Raw genomic sequence first — 17,032 nt, 5'->3', positions numbered from 1 at the left:
ACGTCTGATCGCCAGAAACAGAAAAGCCGCGTGAAACATTGTTTCACGCGGCTTTTTGTTGATCCGGCTTCAAGCCATCATGGCTTGCGCGGGATCATTCCCACTCAATGGTCGCCGGTGGCTTGCTCGACACGTCATAAGTAACGCGCGAAATGCCTTCGATTTCATTGATGATGCGGCCGGAGACGGTTTCCAGCAGTTCGTAAGGCAGATGTGCCCAACGCGCGGTCATGAAGTCGATGGTTTCCACGGCACGCAGGGCCACGACCCAGGCGTAACGGCGGCCATCGCCAACCACGCCAACCGATTTCACCGGTTGGAACACCACGAATGCCTGGCTGACCTTGTGATACCAGTCGGCCTTGCGCAGTTCTTCGATGAAGATGTGGTCGGCGCGACGCAGCAGGTCGGCGTATTCCTTCTTCACTTCACCGAGGATCCGCACACCCAGGCCCGGGCCCGGGAACGGGTGACGGTAGACCATGTCGTACGGCAGGCCCAGTTCCAGGCCCAGACGACGGACTTCGTCCTTGAACAGTTCGCGCAGTGGCTCGACCAGTTTCAGGTTCATCTCTTCCGGCAGGCCGCCCACGTTGTGGTGCGACTTGATCACGTGAGCCTTGCCGCTTTTCGCGCCAGCCGACTCGATCACGTCCGGGTAGATGGTGCCCTGAGCCAGGTACTTGATGTTGTCCAGCTTGCAGGATTCGGCATCGAACACGTCGATGAAGGTGCGACCGATGATCTTGCGCTTCTTCTCCGGATCGGCTTCGCCGGCCAGGTTGTTCAGGAACTGGTCTTCAGCGTTGGCGCGGATCACCTTGACGCCCATGTTCTCGGCGAACATGGCCATCACTTGCTCGCCTTCATGCAGACGCAGCAGGCCGTTGTCGACGAATACGCAAGTCAGTTGATCGCCGATGGCCTTGTGCAGCAGCGCCGCAACCACCGAGGAGTCCACACCGCCGGACAGACCCAGCAGCACGTTGTCGGTACCGACCTGTGCGCGGATGTTGGCGATGGCGTCTTCGGCAATCTTCGACGGGGTCCACAGCGCTTCGCAACCGCAGATGTCGAGGATGAAGCGCGACAGGATGCGACCGCCCTGCTTGGTGTGGGTCACTTCCGGGTGGAACTGCACGCCGTAGTAAGCGCGCTCGTCGTTGAACATGCCGGCGATCGGGCAGCTCGGGGTGCTGGCCAGGATGTGGAAGTCTTCCGGCATCTTGGTGACCTTGTCACCGTGGCTCATCCATACGTCGAGGCCGAACAGGCCGTCGGCGTCGATGTGATCTTCGATGCCGTCGAGCAGGCGGCTCTTGCCGACCACGTCAACGCGGGCATAACCGAACTCACGCAGCTCGGAACCTTCAACCTTGCCACCCAGTTGCTCGGCCATGGTCTGCATGCCGTAGCAGATACCGAAGACCGGTACACCCAGGTCGAACACCGCTTGCGGGCAGCGCGGGCTGTTGGCTTCGTGCACGGACTCGGGGCCGCCGGCGAGGATCACGCCTTTTGGCGCGAATTGGCGAATGGCTTCCTCGTCCATGTCGAACGGATGCAGTTCGCAGTACACGCCGATCTCGCGCACGCGGCGAGCGATCAGTTGGGTGTACTGCGAACCGAAGTCGAGGATCAGGATGCGGTGAGCGTGAATGTCGAGGGCCATGATTCAGTCTCGTCTAAGTAATTCAGAAACAGTCTTGATTCAGAAACGACTCGGGGCTGAATAAAACAGCCCCGGTCATTTAACGTTTTGCTTGAAGCCTCAACCTACGCGGTAGTTTGGCGCTTCTTTGGTGATCTGCACGTCGTGAACATGGGATTCGGCCATGCCGGCACCGGTGATCCGCACGAACTCAGGCTTGGTGCGCATTTCTTCGATGTTGGCGCTGCCGGTGTAACCCATCGAGGAACGCAGACCGCCCATCAACTGGTGAATGATCGCGCTCAGGGTGCCCTTGTAAGGAACACGGCCTTCGATGCCTTCCGGAACGAGTTTCTCGGCGCCTGCCGAGGAGTCCTGGAAGTAACGGTCGGAGGAACCTTGAGCCTGGGACATGGCGCCCAGCGAACCCATGCCGCGATAAGCCTTGTACGAACGGCCCTGGAACAGTTCGATCTCGCCCGGCGCTTCTTCGGTACCGGCGAACATCGAGCCCATCATCACGCAGGAAGCACCGGCAACGATGGCCTTGGACAGGTCACCGGAGAAACGGATGCCGCCGTCGGCGATCAACGGAACACCGGTGCCTTCAAGGGCAGCGGCGACGTTGGCGATGGCACTGATTTGCGGAACGCCGACACCGGCGACGATACGGGTGGTGCAGATCGAGCCAGGGCCGATACCGACCTTGACGGCGTCGGCGCCAGCCTCGGCCAGGGCCTTGGCGGCTGCGCCGGTGGCGATGTTGCCGCCGATCACCTGCACTTCAGGGAAATTCTCCTTGACCCAGCGAACGCGGTCGATCACGCCTTTGGAGTGACCGTGAGCGGTATCGACCACCACCACGTCCACACCGGCATTGACCAGCGCGGCAACGCGGTCACCGGTGTCTTTACCGGTACCGACCGCAGCGCCGACACGCAGACGACCTTGGTCGTCCTTGCTGGCCAGCGGGTAAGCCTTGGCTTTTTCGATGTCTTTGACGGTCATCATGCCTTTGAGGGCAAACTTGTCGTCGACGATCAGGACTTTTTCCAGACGGTGCTTGTGCAGCAACTCGCGGACTTCGTTCTTGTTGGCGCCTTCGCGAACAGTGACCAGACGCTCTTTAGGCGTCATCACTTCACGAACGGTGGCTTCCAGACGAGTTTCGAAACGCACGTCACGGGAAGTGACGATGCCGACCAGGTCGCCATCGTGCAGCACCGGAACGCCGGAAATGTTGTGCATGCGGGTCAGTTCGAACAGATCACGAACCGTGGCGTCAGCCTCGATGGTGATTGGGTCCTTGACCACACCGGCTTCGAACTTCTTGACCTTGCGGACTTCGGCAGCTTGCTGCTCGATGGTCATGTTCTTGTGGATAATGCCGATGCCACCTTCCTGAGCCATGGCGATTGCCAGACGGGCTTCAGTAACGGTGTCCATGGCGGCAGAAACCAGAGGAATATTCAGTTCGATGCCACGGGTGAGGCGGGTCTTGAGACTGACTTCGTTAGGAAGCACCTCGGAATAACCAGGCACTAAAAGAATGTCGTCGAAGGTCAGAGCTTCTTGGCTGATACGCAGCATCGCGGGGGCTCCCGAGCGGGAAAATGGAAGCGCGCCATTATAGTCAGACACCCCTTCGGGTTCAATGTAAAACTTGTCTTATATCAATGTTGCTGATGTACGGGAAAAGCGCACCCTACAACTCGACCTTGACCCAGCTCACCGGTTGATCCAGCCAGTCGGCGAATTCGTCGATGAAACTCTGCTTGAACCCCGCCTCCAGCCAGTTGTTGAAGATGAAACCGAGGTTGGAAAACCCGCACTCCTGCAAATACAGAAAACCGTTGATGTCATCTTCATGCCCGCACTCGGGGCAGGTGAAGTTGTCGGTGCGACCCGGCATCCAGTCTTCCAGGCTTTCGAACAGCGCTTCGCCGATTTCCTGGCGACACTCGGCACAACCGGCTTCTTCGAGAAAGCCCTTGGCCGGGGTGTAGATGCAGCGCTTGGTGACGACCTCCAGACCATTGATCGGCTCACCGAACGGCAGCGCCTCGGGATGCAGCACCACCGCGCGGGCGCCATCGGCGATGGCGTAGGCCATGCGATTGCCGGTGCGCCCGCAGGTGCTCAGCTCTTCCTTGATGATGTTCTTGCGCACCAGCCAGCGCAGGATCGCCCGGGCCCGGGGTTCGTGCACCGGCAGGTTGGAGATTTTCGGGACGATGATGCTTTGGGAATTCATGGTGCAAGCCTGCTGCGTCAAAGGATGTTCTGCGACGAACGCGGCCGGCAGCTTAATCCCTGAGACAATCCGGTCAAGTGCTTAAATAGCGGCCGATCAGCGCCAGACCGCTCGCCAGCACCAGCCAGGTCACCAGCCGCACGAAGGCCTCGCGGGACAAGCGCATGGTCAGCCGCCGTCCAATCCACAGTCCCAGCGCCATGGCCGGCAACAGACACAACGCGAGCATCAACAAGGGTAGCTCGGCATACACCCCGGCGATGGCGAACAGGCTCAAACGCACCACCGTGCTGCAACTGATCAGCGCACTTTGCGTGGCCCGGGCCGCGTCCTTGGGCAGTCGGCTGTTGAGGTAGATCGCATAAAGAAAGCCGCCACTGCCGAACAACGCCCCGAACAGCCCGCCCACCGTGCCCATCGGCAACGCCCACATCGCGGACAACTGCGCCGGCCGGGCCTTGATCCACAAGCTGTAAACCGCGTAGGCACTGATGAACAGCCCCATCAACAGCAACAACAGGTCGGACTTGAGGTTAAGCAGGAAAATCACCCCCAGCGTGCAACCCACCGCCATGCACGGCAGCAGCCGCAGCAATTCCGGTTTCGCCACATCGCGCCGCGACGGCAGCAGATTGCCGAACGCAGCGACGAAATCCAGCAGCACCAGCAACGGCACGATCTTCGACAACGGCATGAACAGAATCAGGATCGGCCCCGCCACCAGCGCCGTACCGAAACCGGCAATGCCGAACACGATGTAGGCCAGCGCGATTGCCAGTCCGATCACCACCCAGCCCTGCACGCCCCACGACCATTCGCTCAACAACCCCGCCACACTCATTCGCTCGCTTCCTATATAAGCCTGCGATGACTTTAGCCAGCGCCGAGGGTTGCGACTAATATCATCGAAACCGCCAAGCCATCTCGAAAAGGCATGTCTCGTGCTTTCAACCCGTCAATTGCGTTACTTCGTGGAAATCGCCGAGAGCGGCAGCTTCAGTGCCGCAGCCGAACGGTTGTTCATCGCCCAGTCGGCACTGAGCCGGCAGATCAAGGACATGGAAACCCGCCTGCAGACGCCGCTGTTCGAACGCACGGCGCGCCAGCCCCGGCTCACCGCCGCCGGCGAAGCGTTCTTGCCCCGGGCGAAAAATCTGCTCAACGAATTGAACAAGGCCAGCACCCTGGCCACGGAAATCGGCCAGGGCCAGCGTGGCACCTTGCGCCTGTCTCACTCCAGCACCGTACCAATCAGCGGCCGACTGTTGCGCGACATGAGCAGTTACCTGGAGCAACAGCCCGGGGTTTCGCTGGACATCGGCACGTTGTCTTCGGAGGCGCAGCTTGAAGAACTGGCCGAGGGCCGGCTCGATATCGGCCTTCTACGCCTGCCGGTTTTGCGTCAGCGCGAGGGCGTTCAGGTTGTGCCGCTCTACACCGAACGCTTGCTGCTTGCCGTGCCGGCGGAGCATCGACTGGCTTTGGCGGAGGCAGTCGATCTGGCGCAATTGAAGGACGAAGCATTCATATCCATCCCGCACCCGCAGCGCGGCGGACTGAGTTATTTGTGCGCGGACCTGTGCATGCGTCACGGTTTTTTCCCTCAGGCTGCGCGAGTGATGTCGCGCAAGACCACACAGTTGCAATTGATCCAGGCCGGTTTCGGCATCGCTCTGCTGCCGGAATCGATGCAGGAAATCGCGCCCGCCGGTGTGAGATTTCTGCCACTGACCGGCGATTGCCAGAGCACCGTCGCCCTCGCCTTTCGGCAGAATCCCACACCTTTAGTGCAACACTTCCTCCAGACATTCACCGGCGAAAGCCTTTAAACTGCGCCCCATGATTAAAGATCCCTTTGCAAGACTCGGCCTGGACCGCGAAGTCCTGACCGTCAGCCAGCTCAACGGCCGCGCGCGGGTGTTGCTCGAAGACGTGTTCAGCAACATCTGGGTCGAAGGCGAAATTTCCAACCTCGCCCGCCCGGCGTCCGGCCACGTGTACTTCACGCTCAAGGACAGCGGCGCCCAGGTGCGTTGTGCGCTGTTCCGCCAGAATGCTGCTCGCGTGCGTCAGGCGCTGAAGGATGGTCTGGCGGTCAAGGTACGCGGCAAGGTCTCGCTGTTCGAAGGGCGTGGCGACTATCAGTTGATCCTCGACACCGTGGAGCCTGCCGGTGACGGTGCCCTGCGTCTGGCCTTCGATGCCTTGAAGGAAAAGCTCAGCGCCGAAGGCCTGTTCAGTGCCGAGCGCAAGGTGCCGCTGCCGGCGCACCCGCAGCGCATCGGTATCATCAGTTCGCCGACCGGCGCGGTGATCCGCGACATCATCAGCGTGTTCCGCCGCCGTGCGCCGCAGGTGCAACTGACGCTGATTCCCACCGCCGTTCAGGGCCGCGAAGCCACCGCGCAGATCGTCCGCGCCCTGAAACTCGCAGATGCCCGTGGCTTCGACGCGCTGATTCTTGCCCGTGGCGGCGGCTCGCTGGAGGATCTCTGGTGCTTCAACGAAGAGGCCGTGGCCCGGGCAGTGGATGCCTGTGTGACGCCGATCGTCAGTGCGGTCGGGCATGAAACCGATGTGTCGATCAGCGACTTTGTGGCTGACGTGCGCGCACCGACGCCCTCTGCGGCGGCCGAATTGCTCGCCCCGGATTCCAGCCACCTGATCCGCCAGGTCGAAAGCCTGCATCGTCGGCTGGTGATGCGCATGCGCGATCGATTGATGCGTGATCGTCTGCGTCTTGAGGGCATGGCCCGTCGTCTGCGCCATCCCGGCGAGCGACTGCGCCAGCAGGCACAACGCCTGGATGACCTGGACATGCGCATGCGCCGGGCGTTCGAGCGCCAGCTCAACACCCGCCGCGAACGCCTGATCCGCCTGGAAACCCGCCTCGCCGGGCAACATCCGGGGCGGCAACTGGCCCTGTTGCGCCAGCGTCTCGACAGCCTCGCCGAGCGCTTGCCACGCGCAATGAACGAAGGCCTGAAACGGCGCCGTTTACAGTTGCAAAGCCAGATGCAGACCCTGCATGTGGTCAGCCCGCTGGCGACGCTTGGCCGTGGCTACAGCATTCTGCTCGACGAGCGTGGCAATGCGATCCGCGACGCGGCGCAAACCCACACCGGCCAGCGCCTGAAGGCCAGACTGGGCGAAGGCGAACTGCAAGTGCGCGTCGAGGACAATCACCTGACGCCCGTCACCCTCTCTTTACTGGACTGATCCATGCCGCGTTTTCTCGCTCCGCTGTTGTTGCTGTGCCTGACCTTCAACGCCCACGCCGACAGCTACATCACCCGGCTGCTGAACAAACCGGTACCGGGCGGCGTTGCTGTCGTCGATCTGGGCACTGCCGCGCAAGCGCCGAAAGCCACGTATCAGGGCAAACCGGTGCTGGTGGTCAAGGAACAGAACAACTGGCTGGCGATTGTCGGCGTACCGCTGACCGTCAAACCCGGCATCCAGCAGATCAGCAGCGGCGGCCGAAACCTGAACTTCAGCGTCGGCAACAAGAAATACCCGGAACAGCACATCACCCTGAAGAACACTCAGCAGGTCAATCCGAACCCGGCCAACCTGAAGCGCATCGAGGGCGAACTGGCCGAACAGATCAAGGCCTACCGCAGTTTCAGCCCGAATACGCCGAGCAACCTGCTGCTCGACAAACCGGTCAACGGGCCGCTGTCGAGCAAGTTTGGCGTGCGCCGTTTCTTCAACGGTGAAGAACGCAACCCTCACGCCGGCCTCGACTTCGCGGTGCCGGCCGGCACACCGATCAAGACCCCGGCGGCGGGCAAGGTGATCCTGATCGGCAATTACTTCTTCAATGGCAACACCGTGTTCGTCGACCACGGCCAGGGCTTCATCAGCATGTTCTGCCACATGTCGAAGATCGATGTGCAGAACGGTCAGCAACTGGCGCGCGGTGCGGTAGTCGGCAAGGTGGGTGCCACAGGTCGGGCGACAGGGCCGCACATGCACTGGAACGTCAGCCTGAACGACGCGCGGGTCGATCCGGCGATTTTCATTGGTGCATTCCAGCCTTGATTCCGGGCTGAGCCTACTCCCGCGGGGATTGCGCACGACGAATGGTCTGCGCAATCCCCGCCAACAAATACCGCCATATCAAGAATAAAATCTCGGAAAAAACCGCTTTCCGGGTATTCCTCTCAATTTTTTTCGACTGCTTGCCATCCTCATCCCCCGCGGTTAGGGTTGAAGGCATGAAAACCTCTCACACCCTTATTCAGCTTCGCCAGCACCGCAGCCTGTGCCTCGTCAGCGCACGACTGCCGGGCTGAATCGCTGCGCCTCGTCCCAAGCTTCTCCCCGAACATTCGTTCCACCGGCAGGCCGCCTCTTTTCGGCCCAGACAATAAGGAATTTCCCGATGAGCATGCTCAAAGACCCGTCTTCGAAATACCGCGCGTTTCCTGTAATCAACCTGCCGGATCGCACCTGGCCGTCGAAAACCATCGATGCCGCGCCGATCTGGTGCAGCTCCGACCTGCGTGACGGCAACCAGTCGCTGATCGAGCCGATGGACGCGGTGAAAAAGCTGCGCTTCTGGAAAACTCTGGTGCAAGTGGGCGTGAAGGAAATCGAAGCCTCGTTCCCGGCCGCTTCGCAAACCGACTTCGACTTCGTGCGTACCTTGATCGAAGAAGGCCACATCCCGGACGACACTACCATCCAGGTGTTGACCCAGGGCCGTGAAGACCTGATCGAGCGCACCTTCGAATCCCTGCGCGGGGCGAAAAAGGCGATTGTTCACCTGTACAACGCCACCTCCCCTTCTTTCCGTCGCATCGTGTTCAACCAGGACAAGGACGGGATCAAGGCCATCGCCGTGAACGCCGCCAAGCTGTTCGTCAAATACGCAGCCATGCAGCCGGACACCGAGTGGACCTTCGAATACTCGCCGGAAACCTTCAGCGCCACCGAGCTGGAATTCGCCAAGGAAGTCTGTGACGCCGTGATCGAGGTCTGGAACCCGACACCTGAGCACAAGATCATCCTCAACCTGCCGGCCACCGTTGAATGCGCGACCCCGAACGTCTACGCCGACCAGATCGAGTGGTTCCACCGCAACATCAACCGTCGTGACAGCGTGATCATCAGCCTGCACACCCACAACGACCGTGGCACTGGCGTGGCCGCCACCGAGTTGGGCCTGATGGCTGGCGCCGACCGTGTCGAAGGCTGCCTGTTCGGCAACGGCGAGCGTACCGGTAACGTCGACCTCGTCACCGTCGCACTGAACATGTACACCCAGGGCCTCGACCCGCAACTGGACTTCTCCGACATCGACGGCGTGCGCAAAGTCGTCGAAGAGTGCAACCAGATTCAGGTTCACCCGCGTCACCCGTACGTCGGCGACCTGGTGCACACCGCATTTTCTGGTTCTCACCAGGACGCAATCCGCAAGGGCTTCGCCCAGCAGAAATCCGACGCACTGTGGGAAGTACCATACCTGCCGATCGACCCGGCCGACATCGGTCGCAGCTACGAGGCGGTAATCCGCGTCAACAGCCAGTCGGGCAAGGGCGGCATCGCCTACCTGCTGGAGCAGGAATATGGCATCAGCCTGCCACGTCGCATGCAGATCGAATTCAGCCAGGTCGTGCAGCGTGAAACCGATCGCCTGGGCCTGGAGATGACTGCCAAGCAGATTCACTCGCTGTTGATCAGCGAATACCTGCAAGCCAACACTCCGTACGCGCTGGTCAGCCATCGCCTGCAGGAAGAAAACGGCAACAGCGCCGTCGAAGTCGAAGTCGCGAGCAAGGGTCAGGGCGAAACCAACCTGCACTGGCGCGGCAAGGGCAACGGCGCGCTGGAAGCGCTGGTGGCCGGTCTGCCGATTCCGGTGGAGATCATGGACTACAACGAACACGCCATCGGCGCGGGCACCAACGCCAAGGCTGCGGCGTACATCGAATTGCGTGTGAACGGCGAGCGTGCGGTACACGGCGTGGGCATCGATGAAAACATCACCACGGCCAGCTTCAAGGCCCTGTTCAGCGCGCTGAACCGCTCGCTGAGCCAGCCGGAAGCGAAAGCGGCGTAATTGACCGCTTCAATGCAAAAGGCCCCGGGGTTCGCACCTCGGGGCCTTTTTACTTTCTAGCTGATCGTTCCCACGCTCCGCGTGGGAACGATCAGACGCGTCGTGATTGTCAGGTGAACTCGAAGGTGTCCGCGTCAAGATTCGCCGGGAACCGCTCGCGGTAAGCCGCCAGCGAAGCCGCTTCCAGAACCACTTTGAACACCCCGTCAGCCTCTCCTGCCGCGAGCAAGGTCTCGCCCTGGAAATCCAGCACCTGACTGTCGCCGGTATACGCGAAACCCTTGCCATCGGTTCCCACCCGGTTAACCGCCGCCACATAGCACAGGTTTTCAATGGCCCGGGCCGGCAGCAGACGGTTCCAGTGCTGACGCCGTGCACCCGGCCAGTTGGCGGTGTACAGCAGCAGGTCGGTGTCTTGCGCATCGCGGCTCCACACCGGGAAGCGCAAGTCGTAGCAGATCAACGGACGCACCCGCCAGCCCTTGAGTTCGAACTGCACCTGGCGTTCGCCGGGGGTGTAGTGATTGTGCTCGCCGGCCATGCGGAACAGGTGGCGCTTGTCGTAATGCAGTACTTCGCCGTCCGGTCGCGCCCACAGCAAGCGGTTGCGGTGGCTGCCGTCGGCGGCCTGGATGATCACGCTGCCAGTGACCACGGCATTCAGTTTCGCCGCCTGAGCCCGCAGCCATTTGCTGGTCGGGCCGTTTTCGGCTTCGGCCAGGGTTTCGGATTCCATGGAGAAGCCGGTGGTGAACATTTCCGGCAGGATAATCAGATCCGCACCCCGCGCCTGCTCCAGCAAAGCGTCGAAATGCTCAAGGTTGGCCTGACGATCATGCCAGGCCAGGCTGGTCTGGATCAGCGCCAGATTGAGATCGGGTAACGCACTCAGATCACGCATAGTTTTGCCGCCGCTTCCCGCAGCGTCTCCTCGCGTTTGGCAAAGCACAGACGCACCAGGCGCTGGCCTTCGGGTGGATTCTGGTAGAACACCGACACCGGGATACTGGCGACGCCATGCTCGCGGGTCATCCACATCGCCATCTCGACATCGTTCAAGTCAGGACGGATCTGCGAGTAGTCGACCAGTTGGAAATAGGTGCCGGTGACCCGGGTGAAGCTGAATCGCGAAGGCTCCAGCAAATCGCAGAACAGATCACGCTTGGCCTGATAGAAACCCGGCAGTTCTTCGACGTGTTCCGGATGCTCGGCCATGTAATCGGCCAGAGCGTACTGCAGCGGCGTCACACCACAGAAGCTGACGTACTGGTGCACTTTGCGCAGCTCGGCTGTCAGGGCCGGAGGTGCCACGACGTAGCCGGTTTTCCAGCCAGTGACGTGATAGGTCTTGCCGAACGAACTGACCACGAACGCCCGCTGATACAGCTCTTCATGAGCCAGCACACTGACGTGCGGCACACCGTCGAACACCAGGTGTTCGTACACTTCGTCGCTGATCACATAGATGTCGCGGTCGCGGATCAACGCCGCCAACTGGTCGAGCTCGGCGCGACTGATCAGCGCGCCGCTCGGGTTGTGCGGGGTGTTGAGGATGATCATCCGCGTGCGCGGGCTCAGGGCTGCACTGAGTTTGTCGAAGTCGATGGAGAAATCATTCAGGCCCAACTGCACATGCACGCAGCGCCCGCCGGCCAGTTCCACCGACGGCTCATAGCTGTCATAAGCCGGGTCGAACACGATGACTTCGTCGCCGCTGTGGATAACCGCCTGGATCGCACAGAAGATCGCCTGGGTCGCACCGGGGGTCACGGTCACTTCAGTGTCGGCATCGACGTTGGCGCCATAGCTGCGAGCGATTTTGGCCGCGATCTGCTGACGCAACGCCGGCAGGCCGGTCATCGGCGAATACTGGTTATGGCCACTGGCAATGTGCCGACCGACCGCATCGCGCAGCGACTGCGGGCCGTCGAAATCGGGAAAACCCTGGGACAGGTTGATGGCTCCGGTCTGTGCCGCGAGCTGAGACATCTGCGTGAAAATAGTGATGCCGACATTCGGCAGCTTGCTGGTAATCATCGGGGTTCCCTGCTCTGCCCCGGCACTGACGACGGCGCGGGAGAGCCCGAGGATAGCCCATCCGGCGCCCATAAAAAAAGGGCGCCAAACGGCGCCCCTTCTCTCTCGATGATCGTTCCTGTGCTGTGCATGGAAACGATCAACGGGCAGCGACCTTACTTCTTGTCGCGGCGCTTCTTGCTGGCCTTCTTGTTGTGCGACATCAAACGACGCTTCTTGTTGACCTGGCGGTCGGTCAGCGTGTTCTTGTTGCCTTCGTACGGGTTCTCGCCACCCTTGAACTCGATACGGATCGGCGTACCGACCAGTTTGAGCACACGGCGGTAAGTGTTTTCCAGATAGCGCACGTAGGACTTCGGCACTTTCTCGATCTGGTTGCCGTGGATCACGATGATCGGCGGGTTCGCGCCACCCAGGTGAGCGTAACGCAGCTTGATCCGGCGGCTGTTGACCATCGGCGGCTGGTGCTCGCTGACTGCGTCTTCGAGGATCTGCGTCAGGCGGCTGGTCGGCCAGCGGGTGACCGCAGACTTGAACGAGTTCTGCACCGAAGCGTAGAGGTTGCCCACGCCGGTACCGTGCAGTGCCGAGATGAAGTGGATGTCGGCGAACTCGACGAAGAACAAGCGACGTTGCAGCTCGATCTTCACGAAGTCGCGCTCGCTCGGCGTCATGCCGTCCCACTTGTTGATCGCGATCACCAGCGCACGACCGGCTTCAAGGGCGAAGCCCAGCAGGTTGAGGTCGTGATCGACCACGCCTTCGCGGGCGTCCATCACGAAGATCACCACGTTGGCGTCTTTGATCGCCTGCAGGGTTTTGACCACGGAGAACTTTTCGACTTCTTCGTGGATCTTGCCGCGCTTGCGCACACCGGCGGTGTCAATCAGCGTGTACTTCTCGTCGTTACGCTCGAACGGGATGTAGATACTGTCGCGGGTGGTGCCGGGTTGGTCATAGACGATTACCCGGTCTTCACCGAGCATGCGGTTGACCAGCGTCGACTTGCCAACGTTAGGACGACCGATGATGGCGATCTTGATGCCGTCTTTTTCGCTCGGGCCAGGAATGCGCTTGGCTTCCTCACCTTCGGCAACGATCTCTTCCTCTTCGCCTTCCGCCGGTTCGTCATCATCGCGCGGGAAATCGCTCAGGGCGGCTTCCAGCAATTGAGTGATGCCGCGACCGTGGGCGCCAGCGATCGGGATCGCGTGGCCCATGCCCAGCGGGGCGAATTCGGCGCGGGCCATTTCCGGGTCGATGTTGTCGACCTTGTTGGCGACCACGTGGGAACGCTTGTTACGTTTGCGCAAGTGTTCGGCGATCATCTGGTCGGCGGCGGTGAAACCGGCCTTGGCATCTACCAGGAACAGAACGACATCCGCTTCTTCAATGGCCAGCAGCGACTGCTCGGCCATTTTTTCGTCCATACCATGTTCGTCACCGGAGATACCGCCGGTGTCGATCAGAATGTAGGAACGCCCTTGCCACTTGGCCTCACCGTACTGGCGATCACGGGTCAGACCGGACAAGTCGCCGACGATGGCGTCGCGAGTCCTGGTCAGGCGGTTGAACAAGGTGGACTTGCCGACGTTCGGTCGGCCCACCAGGGCGATTACGGGAACCATGCGGCTCTCCACTTCGTTATTTCAGAAAATACAAAAGCCGCTGCGAGGCAGCGGCTGGTGCTCGGGGCAACGCCAAAAAGCGCTGCAAGCCCCGAAAATCCGGGGCCGCCTGGGGGGTTAACCCCAAGCATAGCTAAAGGGCCTGCACTCGATCATGCGGCGTTAAAAATCAGCTCGGGATGCTCATTGACTAAAGTCAACTCCGCTCCCTCGCTGATTTTTGCCTTGCCTGATCTTCGCTCGGCTCCTTTAGTGAATTGTTACTTGATGGTCAGGGCTTCCAGTTTGCCGCTGTTGCCATACACATAAATCGTGTCACCCACCACCAGCGGACGGGCACGCAGGCCGTCGCTGTCGATGCGCTCACGGCCGACGAAACGACCGTCCACCTGACTCAGCAGATGCAGGTAACCTTCCAGGTCACCGACTGCAACGTAGCTGGAGAACACTTCCGGTGCCGACAGTTGACGACGGGCCAGCGAATCGTTGGTCCACAGTGCAGTGGTCGAACGCTCGTCGACGCCTTCAACGGTGCCCGAAGACAGGCTCACGTAGACGTTGCCGAAACCCTGGGCGATACCGGCGTAGCTCGACGCGTCGCGCTGCCACAGTTGACGACCGCTTTCCAGGTCCAGTGCCGCAACGCGACCCTGATAGCTGGCAACGTACAGCGTGCCGCCGGACAGCAGCAGACCGCCGTCGATATCGACCACGCGCTCCAGTTCCGAACGACCTTGTGGAATCGCGATCCGTTGTTCCCAGACCGGCACGCCGTTGGAAATGTCCAGAGCAATCACTTTACCGGTCGACAGGCCAGCCACCGCGAGGCGGTTGGTCACGAGCGGTGCACTGGTGCCTCGCAGAGTCAGCACGGCTGGCGTGCTGTCGTACACCCAACGCTGTTGACCGGTGGAGGCATCCAGACCGATCAGACGATCGTCCTGGGTCTGCACGACCACGATGTCACCGTTGTTGGCAGGTGGCGCCAGCACTTCACTGGTCACGCGAGCACGCCATTTCTCTTCACCGTTGATGGTGTCGAGTGCAATGACTTCGCCTCGCAGCGTGCCGACCAGCACCAGACCGTAACCCACGCCAACGGCGCCGGAGACAGGCAGGTCAAGTTCCTTTTTCCACTTCACGTCGCCGTTGCTGCGATCCATGGCCATCACGATGCCGGTAACGTCGGCCGCGTAGATGGTGTCACCATCGATTGCCGGCACCAGCATGTTGTAGGTTTCGCCCTGACCGTCACCGATCGAGCGGCTCCACTGCTTGTGCAGAACCACTTCTTCCTTGAAATCGGTCAGTTCGGCCGGTGGCAGTTCTTTTTTGCTGTTGCTGCTGCAACCCGCGGCCAGAAGGGCCAGAGCCAGCAATGCTGCATGCTTCCAACGGATCACGTCACGCATCCCCTTTGGCCAGGTCGTCCAGCTTGATTTGAAGGCCACCGACCGCCGCTTCATCCGACAGTGCCGCCTTGGCTTTTTGATACGCCGTGTTCGCTTCATCAGTGCGGCCCAGCTGTACCAGCAGGTCGCCCTTGAGTTCTTCGCGAGTGGCCAGGAACGACTTGTCGGCATCGCCTTCAAGCAGTTTCAGAGCCTCATCAGCCTTGTTCTGTGCACCCAGCACCTGCGCCAGACGCTGACGGGCGATTTCGCCCAGTGCGGCGTTGGCCGGCTTGGCAACGATGGTTTTCAGCTCGGTCGCCGCGTCGTCCAGCTTGCCGCTGTCGACCGCTACCTTGGCCACGAACAGGCTGCCGTACTGCGCGTAGGCAGTCCCGCCGAATTCGCTGTTGAGCTTGCCGGCCAGATCCGCAACGCGTGCGGCGTCAGGCTTGCCATCCGGGGTCAGCGTGGTTTCCAGCAATTGCTGATAGAGCACCGAGGCGCCTTGCGACTGGTTGCTCTGATACTTGTGAAAAGCCTGCCAGCCGAACACGATGACCAGCGCCAACAGGCCGCCAGTGACCAGAGGTTTGCCGTTACGTGTCCACCAGTCCTTCAAATCCGCCAACTGTTCGTCTTCGGTACTCGACACCCCAATACTCCTTAATCGCTAAATCGGCTGTTTAGACAGCTTCAACCCTGCACGACGCAGGTGGCCAGGTGTGCAGCGAGCGCATCCCAGGCAATGCTTTGTTGTTCGCCCTGGCCACGCAGGGGTTTGAAACCTACCACTTGCTGGGCCATTTCGTCGTCACCGAGGATCAGTGCGTACAGCGCACCGCTCTTGTCGGCTTTCTTGAACTGGCTCTTGAAGCTGCCGGCGCCGGCATTGACTTGCAGGCGCAGGTTGGGCAGTTGGTCGCGTACACGCTCGGCCAGGGCCAGACCGGCCAGCTCTGCTTCTTCCCCGAAGGCGCAGAGATAGACGTCGACCTGACGGGAGATTTCTTCCGGAATCTGCTCCAGGGTTTCCAGCAGCAGCACCAGACGCTCGATACCCATGGCGAAACCGACGCCCGGGGTCGGCTTGCCGCCCATCTGCTCGACCAGACCGTCGTAACGGCCGCCCGCGCACACGGTGCCCTGGGCACCGAGCTTGTCGGTGACCCATTCGAATACGGTTTTGCTGTAGTAATCGAGGCCGCGTACCAGTTTAGGGTTGAGCACGTAAGGAATGCCGACGGCATCCAGGCGGGCCTTCAGGCCTTCGAAGTGGGCACGGGATTCGTCATCCAGGTAGTCGGCCATCTTCGGCGCATCGACCAGTACCGCCTGCGTGTCGGCGTTCTTGGTGTCGAGCACGCGCAGTGGGTTGGTCTTCAGGCGACGCTGGCTGTCTTCGTCCAGTTTGTCGTGGTGCGCCGAGAGATACTCGACCAGCGCTTCACGATAACGGCCACGGGACTCGCTGGTGCCCAGGCTGTTGAGTTCAAGCTTGACCGCATCGCGGATACCCAGCTCGCCCCACAGGCGCCAGGTCAGCACGATCAGTTCGGCGTCGATGTCCGGACCGTCGAGATTGAAGACTTCCAGACCGATCTGGTGGAACTGGCGATAACGGCCTTTCTGCGGACGCTCGTGACGGAACATCGGGCCGATGTACCAGAGTTTCTGCACCTGGCCACCGCCAGTGATGCCGTGTTCGAGCACGGCACGCACGCACGCGGCGGTGCCTTCCGGACGCAGGGTCAGGGAGTCGCCGTTGCGGTCGTCGAAGGTGTACATCTCTTTTTCGACGATGTCGGTCACTTCACCGATCGAGCGCTTGAACAGCTCGGTGAACTCGACGATCGGCATGCGGATCTGCTTGTAACCGTAGTTATCCAGCAAACGCGAAACAGTACCTTCGAAGTAGCGCCATACCGGCGTCTGTTCCGGCAGGATGTCGTTCATGCCACGAATGGCTTGCAGAGACTTGCTCACAGAAATTCCTTAATTCGT

Annotated in this window: 14 protein-coding genes; 4 read left to right on the top strand and 10 right to left on the bottom strand. The window is 60.8% G+C overall.

Going from position 1 to position 17,032, the window contains the following annotated elements:
- Positions 1-94: 94 nt before the first annotated feature.
- The 4 genes from guaA to AC07N4_RS21860 form a co-directional block, all read right to left on the bottom strand.
- Entirely contained in the window at positions 95-1,672 is a 1,578-nt protein-coding gene (guaA, locus tag AC07N4_RS21875) for a glutamine-hydrolyzing GMP synthase (RefSeq protein WP_096818575.1), read from the bottom strand.
- Between the two features lie 99 nt (positions 1,673-1,771).
- Complete coding sequence (guaB, locus tag AC07N4_RS21870) at positions 1,772-3,241, bottom strand: IMP dehydrogenase (RefSeq protein ID WP_085709413.1); 1,470 nt, start codon at positions 3,239-3,241, stop codon at positions 1,772-1,774.
- A gap of 115 nt (positions 3,242-3,356) precedes the next feature.
- On the bottom strand, positions 3,357-3,905 hold the full coding sequence (locus tag AC07N4_RS21865; protein ID WP_096818577.1) for a sugar ABC transporter ATPase: 549 nt from the start codon (positions 3,903-3,905) through the stop codon (positions 3,357-3,359).
- A 73-nt stretch (positions 3,906-3,978) separates the two neighbouring features.
- Positions 3,979-4,746 (bottom strand): sulfite exporter TauE/SafE family protein, encoded by a 768-nt coding sequence (locus tag AC07N4_RS21860; protein ID WP_096818578.1) that lies wholly within the window; start codon positions 4,744-4,746, stop codon positions 3,979-3,981.
- 100 nt (positions 4,747-4,846) lie between these two features.
- Here AC07N4_RS21860 and AC07N4_RS21855 point away from each other — a divergent pair, with 100 nt between their 5' ends.
- The 4 genes from AC07N4_RS21855 (at position 4,847) to leuA (ending at position 9,972) form a co-directional block, all read left to right on the top strand.
- Entirely contained in the window at positions 4,847-5,734 is an 888-nt protein-coding gene (locus AC07N4_RS21855) for a LysR family transcriptional regulator (protein WP_493066054.1), read from the top strand.
- Positions 5,735-5,744: 10 nt separating this feature from the next.
- Positions 5,745-7,124: an exodeoxyribonuclease VII large subunit gene (gene xseA, locus AC07N4_RS21850; RefSeq protein WP_493066055.1), complete on the top strand. Its 1,380-nt coding sequence runs from the start codon at positions 5,745-5,747 to the stop codon at positions 7,122-7,124.
- Between the two features lie 3 nt (positions 7,125-7,127).
- Positions 7,128-7,949 (top strand): peptidoglycan DD-metalloendopeptidase family protein, encoded by an 822-nt coding sequence (locus AC07N4_RS21845; protein WP_493066056.1) that lies wholly within the window; start codon positions 7,128-7,130, stop codon positions 7,947-7,949.
- A 343-nt stretch (positions 7,950-8,292) separates the two neighbouring features.
- Positions 8,293-9,972: a 2-isopropylmalate synthase gene (leuA, locus tag AC07N4_RS21840; RefSeq protein ID WP_096818584.1), complete on the top strand. Its 1,680-nt coding sequence runs from the start codon at positions 8,293-8,295 to the stop codon at positions 9,970-9,972.
- Between the two features lie 109 nt (positions 9,973-10,081).
- Here leuA and AC07N4_RS21835 read toward each other — a convergent pair whose 3' ends face one another.
- The 6 genes from AC07N4_RS21835 to hisS form a co-directional block, all read right to left on the bottom strand.
- Positions 10,082-10,873: an amidohydrolase gene (locus AC07N4_RS21835; RefSeq protein ID WP_064383905.1), complete on the bottom strand. Its 792-nt coding sequence runs from the start codon at positions 10,871-10,873 to the stop codon at positions 10,082-10,084.
- Positions 10,861-12,009: a pyridoxal phosphate-dependent aminotransferase gene (locus AC07N4_RS21830; RefSeq protein ID WP_096818588.1), complete on the bottom strand. Its 1,149-nt coding sequence runs from the start codon at positions 12,007-12,009 to the stop codon at positions 10,861-10,863. The genes AC07N4_RS21835 and AC07N4_RS21830 overlap by 13 nt, the downstream gene beginning before the upstream one ends.
- Positions 12,010-12,164: 155 nt before the next feature.
- A complete protein-coding gene (gene der / locus AC07N4_RS21825) occupies positions 12,165-13,637 on the bottom strand; it encodes a ribosome biogenesis GTPase Der (protein ID WP_096818590.1) in 1,473 nt (490 codons plus the stop codon).
- Between the two features lie 260 nt (positions 13,638-13,897).
- Positions 13,898-15,049, bottom strand: coding sequence for an outer membrane protein assembly factor BamB (bamB, locus tag AC07N4_RS21820; protein ID WP_096818592.1), 1,152 nt, complete (start codon positions 15,047-15,049; stop codon positions 13,898-13,900).
- Positions 15,042-15,683, bottom strand: a complete 642-nt coding sequence (locus AC07N4_RS21815) for a tetratricopeptide repeat protein (RefSeq protein WP_096818595.1) — start codon at positions 15,681-15,683, stop codon at positions 15,042-15,044. The genes bamB and AC07N4_RS21815 overlap by 8 nt, the downstream gene beginning before the upstream one ends.
- 41 nt (positions 15,684-15,724) lie before the next feature.
- Positions 15,725-17,014 (bottom strand): histidine--tRNA ligase, encoded by a 1,290-nt coding sequence (hisS, locus tag AC07N4_RS21810; RefSeq protein ID WP_192558927.1) that lies wholly within the window; start codon positions 17,012-17,014, stop codon positions 15,725-15,727.
- Between the last annotated feature and the right edge of the window lie 18 nt (positions 17,015-17,032).

This window comes from Pseudomonas sp. GW821-FHT09E04, from assembly GCF_059416185.1.
This window is presented reverse-complemented; position numbering and strand designations above follow the sequence as displayed.

Bases quoted from the DNA above. Each gene is read 5' to 3' on its own strand.
- guaA (WP_096818575.1), bottom strand. From the start codon at position 1,672: ATGGCCCTCGACATTCACGCTCACCGCATCCTGATCCTCGACTTCGGT.
- guaB (WP_085709413.1), bottom strand. From the start codon at position 3,241: ATGCTGCGTATCAGCCAAGAAGCTCTGACCTTCGACGACATTCTTTTA.
- AC07N4_RS21865 (WP_096818577.1), bottom strand. From the start codon at position 3,905: ATGAATTCCCAAAGCATCATCGTCCCGAAAATCTCCAACCTGCCGGTG.
- AC07N4_RS21860 (WP_096818578.1), bottom strand. From the start codon at position 4,746: ATGAGTGTGGCGGGGTTGTTGAGCGAATGGTCGTGGGGCGTGCAGGGC.
- xseA (WP_493066055.1), top strand. From the start codon at position 5,745: ATGATTAAAGATCCCTTTGCAAGACTCGGCCTGGACCGCGAAGTCCTG.
- AC07N4_RS21845 (WP_493066056.1), top strand. From the start codon at position 7,128: ATGCCGCGTTTTCTCGCTCCGCTGTTGTTGCTGTGCCTGACCTTCAAC.
- leuA (WP_096818584.1), top strand. From the start codon at position 8,293: ATGAGCATGCTCAAAGACCCGTCTTCGAAATACCGCGCGTTTCCTGTA.
- AC07N4_RS21835 (WP_064383905.1), bottom strand. From the start codon at position 10,873: ATGCGTGATCTGAGTGCGTTACCCGATCTCAATCTGGCGCTGATCCAG.
- AC07N4_RS21830 (WP_096818588.1), bottom strand. From the start codon at position 12,009: ATGATTACCAGCAAGCTGCCGAATGTCGGCATCACTATTTTCACGCAG.
- der (WP_096818590.1), bottom strand. From the start codon at position 13,637: ATGGTTCCCGTAATCGCCCTGGTGGGCCGACCGAACGTCGGCAAGTCC.
- bamB (WP_096818592.1), bottom strand. From the start codon at position 15,049: ATGCGTGACGTGATCCGTTGGAAGCATGCAGCATTGCTGGCTCTGGCC.